This window comes from Bacillus sp. BB51/4 (assembly GCF_008368845.1).
Classification (GTDB): Bacteria; Bacillota; Bacilli; order Bacillales; family Bacillaceae_G; genus Bacillus_A; species Bacillus_A wiedmannii.
The window spans coordinates 74,075-88,419 of the sequence record NZ_QOSC01000016.1 but is presented as its reverse complement, the minus strand read 5'-3'; the positions used below and the strand labels follow the sequence as shown (position 1 = coordinate 88,419).

The 14,345-nt window shown below is 30.9% G+C and carries 11 protein-coding genes and 1 pseudogene; 7 read left to right on the top strand and 5 right to left on the bottom strand.

Annotation, left to right across the window (positions count from 1 at the left end):
* Nucleotides 1–88: 88 nt before the first annotated feature.
* The 6 genes and pseudogenes from DN392_RS22715 (at nucleotide 89) to DN392_RS22685 (ending at nucleotide 8,095) form a co-directional block, all read left to right on the top strand.
* Complete coding sequence (locus DN392_RS22715) at nucleotides 89–1,993, top strand: hypothetical protein (RefSeq protein ID WP_088321099.1); 1,905 nt, start codon at nucleotides 89–91, stop codon at nucleotides 1,991–1,993.
* A 255-nt stretch (nucleotides 1,994–2,248) separates the two neighbouring features.
* A pseudogene (locus DN392_RS22705) lies at nucleotides 2,249–3,363 on the top strand (tyrosine-type recombinase/integrase).
* 957 nt (nucleotides 3,364–4,320) lie between these two features.
* Nucleotides 4,321–4,524, top strand: coding sequence for a hypothetical protein (locus DN392_RS22700; RefSeq protein ID WP_088321104.1), 204 nt, complete (start codon nucleotides 4,321–4,323; stop codon nucleotides 4,522–4,524).
* Nucleotides 4,525–4,562: 38 nt separating this feature from the next.
* Nucleotides 4,563–5,654, top strand: a complete 1,092-nt coding sequence (locus tag DN392_RS22695) for a hypothetical protein (RefSeq protein WP_088321106.1) — start codon at nucleotides 4,563–4,565, stop codon at nucleotides 5,652–5,654.
* Between the two features lie 286 nt (nucleotides 5,655–5,940).
* Entirely contained in the window at nucleotides 5,941–6,594 is a 654-nt protein-coding gene (locus tag DN392_RS22690; RefSeq protein ID WP_088321109.1) for a hypothetical protein, read from the top strand.
* A 595-nt stretch (nucleotides 6,595–7,189) separates the two neighbouring features.
* Nucleotides 7,190–8,095 (top strand): endonuclease NucS domain-containing protein, encoded by a 906-nt coding sequence (locus DN392_RS22685; RefSeq protein ID WP_088321112.1) that lies wholly within the window; start codon nucleotides 7,190–7,192, stop codon nucleotides 8,093–8,095.
* Between the two features lie 237 nt (nucleotides 8,096–8,332).
* Here DN392_RS22685 and DN392_RS22680 read toward each other — a convergent pair whose 3' ends face one another.
* Both DN392_RS22680 and DN392_RS22675 read right to left on the bottom strand, forming a co-directional pair.
* Nucleotides 8,333–8,968: a hypothetical protein gene (locus tag DN392_RS22680; protein ID WP_088321114.1), complete on the bottom strand. Its 636-nt coding sequence runs from the start codon at nucleotides 8,966–8,968 to the stop codon at nucleotides 8,333–8,335.
* A gap of 381 nt (nucleotides 8,969–9,349) precedes the next feature.
* Complete coding sequence (locus DN392_RS22675) at nucleotides 9,350–9,820, bottom strand: hypothetical protein (RefSeq protein ID WP_088321117.1); 471 nt, start codon at nucleotides 9,818–9,820, stop codon at nucleotides 9,350–9,352.
* Nucleotides 9,821–10,164: 344 nt separating this feature from the next.
* On the opposite strand from DN392_RS22675, the gene DN392_RS22670 reads away from it, so the two are divergent.
* Entirely contained in the window at nucleotides 10,165–10,758 is a 594-nt protein-coding gene (locus DN392_RS22670) for a recombinase family protein (RefSeq protein ID WP_088321119.1), read from the top strand.
* Nucleotides 10,759–10,987: 229 nt separating this feature from the next.
* On the opposite strand, the gene DN392_RS22665 is transcribed toward DN392_RS22670, so the two are convergent.
* From DN392_RS22665 to DN392_RS22655, 3 genes are all read right to left on the bottom strand, one after another.
* Nucleotides 10,988–11,983, bottom strand: coding sequence for a hypothetical protein (locus DN392_RS22665; RefSeq protein ID WP_142292439.1), 996 nt, complete (start codon nucleotides 11,981–11,983; stop codon nucleotides 10,988–10,990).
* Between the two features lie 768 nt (nucleotides 11,984–12,751).
* Nucleotides 12,752–13,348: a hypothetical protein gene (locus tag DN392_RS22660; RefSeq protein ID WP_088321124.1), complete on the bottom strand. Its 597-nt coding sequence runs from the start codon at nucleotides 13,346–13,348 to the stop codon at nucleotides 12,752–12,754.
* 9 nt (nucleotides 13,349–13,357) lie between these two features.
* Nucleotides 13,358–13,774: a class I SAM-dependent methyltransferase gene (locus DN392_RS22655; RefSeq protein ID WP_088321126.1), complete on the bottom strand. Its 417-nt coding sequence runs from the start codon at nucleotides 13,772–13,774 to the stop codon at nucleotides 13,358–13,360.
* Nucleotides 13,775–14,345 lie beyond the last annotated feature (571 nt).

The window sequence follows — 14,345 nt, the reverse complement described above, 5'->3', positions numbered from 1 at the left end:
TTATAAAATAGTATTTATCCCAATGCATTAATCATTAGAATAAATACACTATAGCTAAAGAATCTAGAAGATAACGAAAGGAGAACATATGTCAAGGGTTAAATTCTATTCTGAGTATGATATGGCTTGTGGCTGGCAACTAGAAAAAATAGTAGAGAAAATTAATAATGAGGTTATTGATTCTGAATGGGGTGTTACTGATTTATTAGATTTTCATAATGTTTTAAAGTATATAAGTGTTGAAAGATTTAGTGATTATATTGTTGAAGAAACAAGCCTGGATATAAAAGCGTATGAGAAAAAAATAAAACAAAAAATTGGTATCTTCATGGGGAGTTATAAGGATGTCTTCCTGAATCTATATGATGAAATTGAATTTGGTAATAAAGATGATTTCTTTGAAATTCTTGAAAGTTACAAGATGTATCAAAAAATTGAAATTAATGATTTCAAACTTTTTCTTGAAAAGAGCAATGTACATATTCATATAGTACTCAAATTTGAGAGATTGACGAAGTATTTTAATGAGGCAGTTAAAGCGGTGTTATTATCTGACTCTAGGAATGCAGAGACAATTCTGTCAAAGTATCTAAGGAAAAATGATTTATATTTGCCACCATCTTTGAACGAAACAGATATATTAAAGTTGATTGATGGATATATTGATTCACCACAAGTGAATATAAATGTATTGAGACAAATTATTAACTTCCCAACAAATAAGGGGTTAAATATACCTGATAAAATCAAATTGCATGCTAAGAGAAAAGCTAAAGAAGAGGAAGAAAAAGTTTTTACTAAAGGAACAGGTATTGAAACTGGAGTAAGGATTTCTTATCCACAGGAGCAAGATGAAGCTATATTAGTTACTATGGAGGGGAGAACAGCAGACATCAAGGTAAGTCGAAAGTGGATTGAAGAAAATATTGATTATCCTACACTTTGGAATAATTTCATTTATCTATTTGGATTTTTTGATGGTGCGATGAGATTAGAAATCGACTCTAAAAAAAGTGATAGCAGTGCTCTAGAGGCAGTATTTAGAACACAAGGAGAACATTTGTATAACCAATCAACTTCTTTTTATTTCAAAGAAATGCTGTCTAATGCTGAGATATATAGTTATGTTAATGTGCTAAATGTTCTTAGTATAAGATTGGAAGAAATGATTGAATGGTTTTTTGAAATATATTTGAAAGAAGAATTTCAAATTAATGATTTCATCGTTAAAATGCCTTCGAGTGAAGCATCGTATTTTGAAAAATGTAGAACTATTCTTCCTGAGATAGATAGAATTTTTAAACAGTATAATACTTTGATTGAAGATGGGATGATAGACCAGGAGTTAATTCAAATGTCATCTTCAAGTTTTAAAAATAAAGATATAAAGTCTTTTAATAGAAAAAAGTATGTTTATTCTTCTAGTGATTGGTATAAAACGGCTTCGTTTTTATTATTTTCAGACCAGAGTAGCATAGTGTATTTGCCAAATAAAGAAGAGGAATATAAGAATTTTTTTGACTTGATAACTTTAGAAAATTTAACTAGAAGTGATTTTGAAGAGTATCAGTTGAAAGACATTCAATGGTTATTCGATAATAATTTGATTTGTGAAAGTAACATGGGTTACTTAGAGTTTGCTGACCAAAGAGCCATATATATTCTTAAAGAACTGTATTATAAAGAGGTAATGAGTTATTGGCATTATTCTCAGGATATACAAGTATTGATAGAGGAGTTAAGTACTCGTAATCTTGTTGATTTTGAAAATAGCCTGTTTTCAAGAAATGAACAAGATTATCTTGACTATTATCTTAATAAGTCAAAATTCACTAATGGTCATGATATTAGAAATAAATACTTACATGGAACAAATGCTAATGATGAGAAACAATATGAGTCGGATTATTATTTAATTCTTAAACTGTTTGTCATAATAGTCATTAAAATAAATGATGATTTGTGTATTAAAGAGGATAAAGAGAAAATTTAACTCATGATAAGATGGGGCGTATGTTATTATTTATAATTAATAACAAGCTTCAGCAGCGGCTATATTCTCAACAAATGAAATGCTTTAGTTGAATTAGAACAGATAAACGGAAAGGTTATCTTACAATGTGAAGATAACCTTTTCGTATAGGGAAAATATTATAAAGAAAATTTATAGTCTATCAAACCAAGATATCCGCTATAATAAAATTACCATATACAGCTACAGTTAAGGACTCCAAGGAGGCTCTTAGCGATGAAAGGAAGCGTCAAAAAAGATAAGACAACAGGAAAATATTTTTATATTGTAGACATTGGTATTGAACCACTAACAGGTAAAAGAAAGCAAAAAAAGAAGAGGGGATTCATTACCAAAAAAGAAGCGGAAACTGCTTTAACAAAGCTACTCTCAGAAGTTCATACTGGAACACATGTAGAACCTAGCAAACTTCTCTATGGTGAATATCTGGAGAGTTGGTTTAATACGAAGAAGCACAGTGTTGGTATTCAAACAGCAAGGGTGCTGAAAGGGTATTTAAACAGTCGTATCATCCCTTCTCTAGGCAACATCAAACTAGCCAAGTTTAACTTTCATTGCATATGCAAAACTACGTTAATTCGCTGCGAGATGAAGGTTTAAAACGAGGGACAATTGAGAAGATAATCAAAGTCATTAGAAACTCCCTTGAACATGCGATAGATTTAGAGTTAATTACTAAAAATGTTGCAGCGAAAACGAAGTTACCTAAAGGTGATAAGGAAGAGTTAACTGTGTGGAATGAACAGGAAGTACAGTTGTTCTTAAAAGCTGCGCATGATAGTAGGTATTCTATCGTCTTTCATACGGCTCTTGTAACTGGAATGAGATAGGGTGAATTACTAGGTTTGCGGTGGAAAGATGTTGATTTAGAAAAGGGTCATTTAACTATTAGTCAAACGTTAAGTCATGATGGGAAGACGTTCTTGCTTGGAGGAAAGACGAAATCAAGTTTAAGAAAGATACTATTACCCGCATCAACAATAGCAAAGCTAAAGAAACACAGAGCAGTCGTATTGAAAGAGAAGCTGAGTCAAGGCGAGGAATATCAAGGTAATGACTTGGTGATGTGTACTCCTTCTGGAACGCCAATTAATCCTGCTAACGTTAGACGAAGTTTAAACGCTTTGATTCAGAAAGCAGCTGTGCCAAAGATTCGCTTTCATGATTTACGTCATACACATGCAACGTTGTTATTAGCTAAAGGTGTGAATGTGAAGGTGATTTCTGAGCGGCTAGGACATAGTAACATCAAAATTACATTAGACACTTATTCGCATGTGTTGCCAACGATGCAAGAAGATGCAGTTAATAAAATAGAAGAGATTTTGTAGGTAATGTGATCAATTCTGTGACCACTGGCTCTTTTAGAGAGTTGCTTAAACAAATAAAAAACCGCATCAAACATTAATTTGACACGGTTTCTACAACTATGACCCCGGAGAGGCTCGAACTCACGACCTCCACCCTGTCAAGGTGGGGGACCAATTTATTCACGTTCCTTATAGCGGTTAAACCGTTGATATAACTGTATCTTAAACTGCTTTTGATAATTTGTACAATGATTTTTAACCTCAACACTCTACTATAGGGTATCTCTAACACTTATTCATATTGCTTACTGTAGGAAGGAGTAACAGAACGATAATTTCTGCACTATATTAGAGCTTTTTCTTCCTTCGTTTTGGGAATTACTGCATTAAAACAATGCGAAGATTTCTTTTGTTTTCAGTAATTTTTGCACTGAAAAAGATCGTGGATTACCGAGTATAGAAAAAATATAGTGAAACTAAATAAAGATAGAAATAGGTAGTCGCTACCGCTCTATCCTATCTATTTTCGCTCACTACCTCACTCTATTCGGTTGGGCTTCGCTCTTCCATTACAGAAACTTTTTCTTCAAAAGAAATTATTTTAATTGGTCTTATAAACGAAAGGAGGGAAGAAAAAGTTGAAAAATATTCTTAAAAGAGAAACTTTTTCTTTTATCACAAATTTAAACTAAAGTCAATAGTTATGTAGCATAAAAATGGACGAAAACTAAAAAATATGGTATAATAATTATAAGGTCAAGGGGTTTGCTTGATTGAAAAATAAAAATAAATATGAATTAATTCAGGAGGAGGATAAGCAGTGAAGGCTTGTATAATTTAATTCCTTGTATTCTTTTATAAGAGAACAAGGACTAGAAAAAATAAATGCAAGGGATATAAAGCAAACGTGACCCATAGTCATGTTTTTTTTATTTCATCAAAAAGTGAACATATTCGTTACAAAAGGAGGAATTGAAAATGAATTTAGAACAATACTTCTTCTGCTATTCAACAAATTTACTTGAGTTTTTACGTTTTGAAAAAGGACAAAGGTTTATTTGTACCGCATTTCATGATAAAACAATGAAACGCTTTTGGCTTTTTGAAAGAACAGAAGAATTAAATCGATTATTAGTTGAGTATACTGAGCGTGGAAAGGCTTTAGGTTTACTCACAATCTAGGTTATGGATAAGTAGTTAAATTAAAGGAGTTAATTAAATTGAAAATGAGCAAGAAAAAAAGTTATGCAATTATTCCAAATGTGGCATTTGGTTTTAGTACAAAGTACCATTTAAATAAAGATGAGTTTATGATGTTTGCACACCTCCAATTTATGAAACAAATAGGTTTAGAAAATACGACAGTCACAATGGTAGATATGTTGGTTAAAGGTCTTAAGTGGGAGACAAGCACTAAATATCGGGATAAAAAGAGAGTAGTCGATGCTCTTGAAGGTTTGCTAACCAAAGGATACATAACAATTGAACGTGAGGGTAAAATCTTAAAAGATATTTTAGTCATTACTATTAATAAAGAGATGGAAAAACTTGAAGCAGAGACTAAAGTTGAATGGAAAGAAAATCCTTTCATTTGGAAAGGTTTTACGCAAGTTTCTTATGACAAATACAATCAAGCAGAGAATAATGGTTATTACTTTATGGCTATTTCTTATATAACGTGGCGAAATAATGCTAAACATACATGGAGAATCTCAATAAAAGAATGGGAAGGCATATTTGGTGTAACTGATAAAACAGCAAGAGGAATCCTTGTTGGCTGTGAAAAATTCATAACTAAAATTAGTGGCAGTTATTATCGAGATGAAGCAGGTCAACTTAAACAAGAAGCAAATCAATACACAATGCAAACTTCATCAGTCAAAAGTGATATCCAGAAAATTACAAATGAAACTGTTGTAGAAACAGCACTTAATAAAGCATTCGAAAAAATTACAGATATAAAAATTAAATTAGATATTAACCTATTTAATCAAATCTTCGACAAGAACACTAAATGGAAATTCAACGGGTACAAAGCATGGAAAGAAACAACCTGCCAATTCGTTAAAGAAGGCGGTCAAAAGAAAATTGATGCAATGAAAGCGAGTAAAAACAAGGTTGCAGGGGAGGTTGCGGAAAGATTAGAAAGGGAATATCAAAAGCATATTTTAGAACAAAAACAACAAAATGAGCAAATAGAAAAACAAATAGTAAGGCATGAGAATATGTGGGGAACCGATAAAGAATTTATATCTTCTTATGTAAAAAAAGAAAAATCTAATAATGATATTACAGATTTTTTAGATGATTAAACAGAATTGAATTAAAAAAGTAATGGGTTATAATTTCCAAAGCTGAGTTTTTGGATATTGGATTAACTTTAAGTTAATTAACATGAGAACACAAACCCATGTAAAAGAAAACTTAATGCTAATCGAGCATTCAAACATAAAGGATTTTAACGTAAATTTATTAAAACATAGAACCTCAGAACCTGTAAGGTTTCAAAATGTATAAAAATAAATTTTTATTAAGTAAATCAAAGGAAATTAGAGCGGTTTTTTACCTTTTTTTATAATGTATGTAGGAGTGTTAGTTATGCCAAAAAGAAAGTATGATTTAACAGGAAAAAAGTTTAAGATGTTTACAGTTTTAGAACTCAGTAATGAGAAAGATAAGAATGGAAAGAAGAAATGGAAGTGTCAATGTGAGTGCGGAGAAATTAGATATATCTTAGCACAAGATTTAATGCAAGAAAAAGGACAGAAGAGTTGTGGTTGTATTGTCAAGGACAGAGTGAGAGAAGCTCAGACAACCCATGGCATGTCAAAGCACAGGCTATATGGAATATGGGATGCAATGAAAGGTAGATGTTATAGGGAGACGCATGAAAGTTACATGTACTATGGTGGTCGTGGTATTAAAGTTTGCGAAGAGTGGAAAAATTCCTTTGAAAACTTTATGAATTGGGCATTATCTAATGGTTATAAAGATGATTTAACCATTGACAGAATCGATGTTAATGGAAATTACGAACCTTCAAATTGCAGATGGGAGACTATGAAAGAACAAGCTAATAATAGAAGACCACACAAAAGAAAGAATGTAAAACAAATAACATTTGACGAGAAAACAATGTCTTTGGATGATTGGTCAAAAGAAACAGGAATTAATGTATGCACATTAAGACAAAGAATTAATAATGGTTGGAGTATTGAGAAAGCATTAACCACCCCCGCAAGAAAGAAATAAAAGAAACCGTCAGAGGGTGGTTATTTAAGCTAGAAACGTAAAAGGCTACGATTGAAAATAAAGTGGTAAAATATGCAGTTTAATACGCCAATTATGTAGAAAATCCTCAAAGATAAGTTATGCTGTAGCAAGGAGTGGTGATAGTACAATAAGGACATATAAAAGGATTGACGTACAAGTCATTCCTTTTTTTGATGTGAAAATCAAAAGAGCATATTTTATTAATTTGCAGTAAATGGGTGAACTATACAATATGCTCTTTTGAGGTGATTTTTAGGGATTGTAATTTCTATATAAAATGGGGTTTTTATGTACAGTGCCCTTACTCATGTTAATAATCTATTGCGTGTGATTTCATTGAAAAACCTGTCAATTGACAGGTTTTTACGTATGAATTGTCGTATAACTAAACAGTATAGATTTACTTATGTTATGTACAATATATTGCTTAATATTATAAGTAAATGTGATTTCAAAACCTGTAGTTGTACAGTGTTTTTTCACAAGTGTTTAAGAAATTAATGAAGCCATTTAATTGTTTGATTGTGTTGTACTGGGCGGAGAGTACAGAGAATGAGGTAAAGGAGTATGGAGTATGGCTGGTTTTCTAATTAGTTATAAGGATATAGATGATCCTAATTTTGGAGAATTTACATATGGAAGTTCCCATGAAGGAAGGCGGTTAAAGACGTTAAATAAGGGGGATATTTTGTTTTTTCATACAATGGTTCATAAAAAACGTTGCATAACTGCATACATTGTTATAGAGATGGTTCTTTCAGTGGAAGAGGCGAGATCGAATAAATTCATAAAAGAAAAGTATAAAAATCCGCATTTACTAAAAGAACAAAATGAAAGAGATGAAGTTATTGTTTTTGGAAACCCTATTTTCTCAAGGGTGCTTGATATGCCTTTACAATTACAAAAATCATTGCTATTACAGTTATCTCGAAAACCAAATTTTAATAATGAACAAACTTATCAAGATTCAATGACTTCTGCATTAAGAACGATGAAAGAATTAAATGATGCCGATATTGATTTGTTGTTATTTCACATTAAAGAATGTCAAAAGAAAAGTTGCTTAACGGATACTTTATTATCTTCGGAGGAGGTTCAACAAGTAAAAGAGTCAGATATTGAAAAGTTTTTAATTCAACAACATCGTTTGTTGGATAGTAATACTGCATTTCTTAAAAATCAATATGTTCTTCCGAGCGGAAAGCGATTAGATATTCTCTTACAAAAATCTGATGGCGGAGGATACATTATTGTGGAAATTAAGAAAGGGGATATTGGAAGAGATGATATTAATCAATTAAAAGGATATATTAAAGAACTAAAAGTCGAGAAAAATACTAAAGAAGTAAAAGGAATTATGGTGTGTAAAGGGGTTTTGCCGTATTTCGAAAATGATATTAATTATCTTTCAAGTGAATTGATAGAAATATGTACATATGCATGGAAATTTTCTTTATTAAAGCGTGATAACAGCAATTAGAAGCCCTAATATAACAAATTACATAAATCAAATAAGGATTAAAAGGTGAATGATGTGAAAACTCACCTTTTAATCCTTATTTGTATATAGGGAAAATTATGCACCTTTTAATCCTTATTTGTATATAGGTACATTTGTTCATGGAATATAAGTGGGGGTTAAATAGATAAGTAAAAATAATAAAGCATGGAGTGCTATAGTACCCATGAATATTTATAGATTAAATATACTTTTCTCTTATACTAATGAAAGCATATCTCTATAATAATCTTCGTAATCTTTCCAGCCAATTATTGAAATTACTTCTTTTGCTAGATTAATTTTATCATCTCCATTCCTGTCAATTTTAATTTCATAATCTCTGTTAAGTTGGATAAAACAATCTTTCGTCTTCTGAAATCTATCATTGAAACCTTCTTCGTAATGTAGAGATTGATTACGTCCTTCCCAAATTACAGTTTTTAGGAACTGTGATTTCATTGTTTTGCCGTTTTTACATTCGGTAAAAGGGTTATTGGTACCATGATATGAAATAGAAATGCCTTGTTTAGCAATTTGTAACAACGCACCTGAAAGAGTACTTAAAGACTCATATTTATCTTTGAATCTTTCGGTGTTTTTTTTCAGTTGATTTTCAATTTTAGCTCCTTCTATAAAATGGTAGGTTGCTTGGTCTCTTAGAAACGTTATATCGTCAAGGCCTTTGATTTGATGCATTTCTTGATCAAGTTTATTGGCTAATGCCTCATTTTCTTTTAATGTCCGAATCAGTTCTTCTAATTCTTTTTCTTCATTGTTAATAATCCTAATTAATTCTTCAGTTGCGTACTTTGTAGACTCTAAATATTTTTTCATTCGTTCTTCAGCTGACAAATTAATTCCCTCCCTAAATATAGAGCAAGTATAATGTTAGTTTAACAATAAATGGTTCATTTTGGTAGTTGGTGATAGTAAATTGTCTGTTTTTATAATTAAATATGTGCTTGTGATAGTAAGGGATCTGTACCATGAATAAAAAAGAAATGTTATCTAATAGGTATATATTGAATTGAGGATGGTAGGAAATCACTTGATAAAATAAGATTTTTATGTATTACATTCCCGCAATCATGTTAAATATTTCTTTTCGTGTGATTAATCGTAAAAAACTGTCAATAGACATACTTTCTACGTGTGGAGTTGATACTATATTTTTTCAACAGATAAATAAAAGCAATAAAGACCAGAACCTGATAAAAGGCACTGGTCTTTTTCTTATTTCTTTGACGCATCAAAATTTTGAATAAGCATATCTTTGTAGATATTTCTTAGTAATTCTGTAAAATGTGTGCGTATATCAATAAGGAATAATAAAGGTATTTGTTCCGCTGAAACATTATACTGCCTTACTAAAGGTATAAAATAAGGTTTATTTGCTAAAAGAAAGGCATCATATTTATCCGTATCTTTTACATTGTAAAAATTTTGCGGATGGCCAAATAAGCTGTCTGCAACATCATCATTGGTATCTCCTTTTGCCATTGCATTAATAAGCTGTCCTTGAGATACCTTAATTTTAATTTCAGTATTCATTTCAGTAATCTCATAATCTAGAGTATCTCCTAAAGAACTATTCTTAGGAATGAGCTTAATCTTGTACTGATAAGGTCGCACTAGGCCATCACCAGAATATGTAGCTGATAAATTGTATGAGTCAATTGCATAATATTGATACTGTAAAGTCATGACTAAATCCCTCTCCCTACTATTTCTATTTTACTATTTTAATTTTAATACATTTTTGTGAATTGTCATCAATATTTCTCAAATTAATCCATTATCTACATAATATTCTAGGGATTCTTCAAATATAGCCTAGGCTACAATGCTATTCTAATAGCTTACAAAGGTATTTAAGTTAATTTGTAGACATCCATAAAAAAATAGCATGGAACTTAATAAATGCTAAAGTAGGTTTATACCATTTTGTATCATTTGAGTACACCTTATTGATACATTATGAGATGCTTGATATACTTAGGTTATAAACGTCTCATATACATGTATCAAAATGAAAGGGTGAAATTCATATGAAATATGGTTATGGTCGTGTGTCATCAGCAGGTCAAAATTTAAGTGCACAAATTAAACAACTGCAAGAAGCAGGATGTGACACTATTTTTAAAGAGAAGGTCAGTGGAAGAAAGAAAGAAGATAGAGAGCAGTTCAGTCTACTCCTTGAGACAGTACAAGCAGGTGACACTATTACTGTTACGAAGTTAGATAGGTTTGCCAGAAGTACAAAAGATGCTTTAAACACCATTGAATATTTAAACAACAAAGGTGTTTCCCTTATTGTCTTGAACATGGGTGGAGATAAGATTGATACAAGTACGGCAATTGGCAAATTAATGATTACTGTCCTATCTGGTATAGCAGAATTTGAAGCTGATATGATTAAGGAAAGGCAATTAGAGGGTATTGAAGAAGCTAAGCAAAGAGGTGTCTATAAGGGAAGACCCAAGAAGTATACAAAGAATAACAGAGGTTTACAGTATGCCCTTGAGTTATTCCGCAACAGGGCAACCAATAAGATGACTGTTAAAGAGATTGAAGAGATAACCAAGATAAGCAGGGCTACTCTTTATAGAGCGGTAAGAGAACAGGAAGGTGAAGTAGAATAATGAGATAAGACAAATTATCATGTGGAGTATGAGAGGTATAGGGGTGTGCTTATCACCATTTTGAATGATTTGTATAGTAAATAATGTATAAGCACACCTGCTCCCGCAATCTCAGATGAAAAATTTATAATAAATATCTCAAATGTTAAGCTAGTACACAGTTTCCTAATTCCATGCCTTACTTATCAATATCTATCTTATTAAAAATAGATCGTTCAATAAGGTAAATTTAATTAGTCATAATAGTATTTGATTCATAACCTTTCATTGGACCAAATAAGTCTAACATGTAATAAATTAAGTCATTTTCTGCATATAGGTATCTTATGTTTCCATCAATCATAAGTAGAACTATAGCGTGTGTTGTTATCAAGTGTAAAGAATAAGAACCATCTTCGTTTTCTGTAATTAATAAATTACACAGTGTTTCTAGGTCATTACTTATTCTTTGGCTAATACTATACTCTCTTAATCGGTTGTTAGGTGTCTCAAACTGATCCTCTTCCGTAAAGAACCAGGCATCATCGAAATCAGGGATTTTCTTGTAAAAGTCATTAATAAAAGAATAATTTGTGATATCGGTAGGGTGTATTTTATGGTTTTCCTTAAAGATAAACTGATAGATAAAATAATATAATAATCCTTTTTGAGTAGGTGTCAGATTTTGCACAACAGCTAGACCTTCTTTAAATACAATGTCTTCATCACCATACATACTTCTTATCATCGCATCAATCTGTATAGATGAAAGGTGAAGAAAGGTTAGTGCATAATCGGGTTCAACTACATATATATTCTCCCTTTTAACAAATTCAGATTCAATCAACCTAATTTTTTCTTTGTTCTTAACTTTGTCGCAACAAAGTACAATATAAAAATCTAAGACATTGTCACCGAATTTATCCATGGTATCAAAAAATTGTGCTTTTAAATCTTTCAAATAGTCTTTTCTTTTTAAGTCATCTTCAGATTTGATTTGAAAACAGATGTACTTATTTTTATGTCTAATAATTACGTCCGTACCAGCATCTCGAGGACCTTGTATATCATAAACAATTTTTTGATATTTTTCGAATGATTCAAAGATCGACTCGAACTTATCTTGAAACCCTGGGCATAAATGGGCGTTATGTTTTTTGTCAGTAAACCAGCTTGTATTCTCCTCTTCACTTCTCTTAATAAACAATAAATCGTAGATAATCTTCTTTATATGTTCCATATTCAAGTATGCACCTCATTAATAATTATTTAAAGTACCTTAATATGCAATCATATTTACGATATCACACATTGTGGAAATATTGATAGAGTTTTAAGAAATGTACGAATTATTTATGAGAATATAATAATGAAGAAAAAGAATCCAATTGTTTGGTGGCTCTGGTTATTCAATTGACAGTGAAGGTAGTGTAATAAGGGCATATAAGGGGGACGTATACGTCATTCTTTGGATGTAACAGCCACCATTAGAAGTTAACAAGGTTATATTTTATTAACTTGTGATAAAGAGTCTAACCACCCAATATGCTCTCTTGAAATAATTTTTGTAAGTTTAAAATGTATGAAAAATCAAATTCTTATGTATTCAATTCCTGCAACCATGTTAAATATTTAATATATACGATTCTAGTGATAAACCTGTTAATTAAAGTGGATTTACGTGTGAATTGTTTAAGTTACTTAACAAATGGGGGAGGATAGTTGAATACTAAAATAATTAAATGAGGTATAGTAGGAAAAGCGTATCCATAATTAGCATTGTACAATTGCAATAGCTTTGGTTTAAATAATCAGTTTATTATGACTAATCAATCCTAACTCTAAGTAAATGAATAAAGAATTAGGCATTCTCTCAAATTTATCTTTTACATTCTCTTCACATGGATATTGAAATTTTGGGGAGTTAAGGTGTGTAACTTTTGAGTTTTTATTATTTGAATATTTTGTTTTTTGTCGGGAGAAATAAAAAACCACTCAAAAGCGAGTGGTTAGATCAGAAATGAAGTTCAAGAAGTTTAGATTCAGAAGAATTATTTTTTCTAGAAAGTTTCTGCCTTTTTAATTCTCTTTCAGCATCGAAATGAATTTTATCAGTATTTCTATAATAGCCTAATGAATGTTTTGTTATTTCATTTTTAAGCTGTACATCATCGTAATGAAAATTGATATATTGGCTACTACATACTTCAAATTCATCATGATTGCTGTTTTTTATAGTACCACCAAATATATACGAATAGGGATAGGAATCATAATTTTTAATTTCAAAATCACCTAGAATATCTATAAATTGATGTTGCAATCCTTCATAATAGATTCTTGGATTAGGAATAACGAATTTTACTTGATCAAAAAAGTTTATATGATCTAAATTCTCTTCATGGACTTGATCTGATATATATTTAAGATTTAGCCAATCATCATATGAAATTTGAGGTGAATAAAATTCTAAATTACGGAAATCACAAAGTAATTCTACATTTTGGGCAATAATAATTAAGTTATCATCGTAATAATCAATACTTAGAATTTCTGCTTCTGACATACCAATAGAGATAGAGAACTGGTCTTCACTCAATGTAATATTCATTATTTTCACCTACCTTTTTCTTAATACAATTTGTTTAATCGTATGATTTTCAATGGATTTTCCATTACTAAGACGTGAATGCCAAAAATTAGGATGGCAATGTTGAGTCTTACTAACGGTTATAAAACCTTTTTTTTCTAAAACTTTTTCAGATGCCATCCAAACTTCTTTGAAGTACGAGTTTGAAATGTTTCCAGTAATTACGATTAGTCCGTCAGTTTTCAGAACATCATATGCTTTAGAACGAAGTGGATAAAACCTATGAGGACAAAGCATAAATATTAGGTCTACGCTTTCTGGTTTATAAATTTCATCTAAACCATTCGCATCGCAACGAATAATGTTATGGGTCTCTGAAAGTTTTATATCAATGTTATCTGCATATTCAAATATTTTTTCTCCACAACCTACATTTAAAACTAACATATAACCCCTCACTTAATTCTCAAGATTCGATTTATTTATAATTATAAATGAAGGGTTTATAATTTTCATTAGTTTTTCCAAAAATACCAATTTTAAATCATAACTGATAAAAATTTTGATATTCATTATATGCGAGTGATTTGAAATAGATACCTCCGAATTATAAGTTGTTATTTATTGGGAGTGAGGATATATAAAATAAAGATTCTCTATATGCAGTGCAAACCAAGTAACTAGCGTTGACATTACGCAAGCCACCAGCAACGATTTAGATGTACTCAATGACAAATTTGGTTTTAGAAATCAATAATTTTTTCTTCAACTATTATCGATAGGTGCACTTAAGCGGTAATGAACAGATGCAAAAATGAAACCTAAACATATCAAGGGTTTCTAGACTCAGGTTAATTACTGCTTTGCTGTTATTAACAAATAGATAAAGCGAGTCATATGCAATTCCCCTCGTCTTGGAGCGGTTAGAACGCCATTATGAGGTTATGGGCGTACTTCTACAGTGGGCAAGATAATGGATTAGAAGCACAAAGATAGTTATTAGAAGAAGTAGGATGTA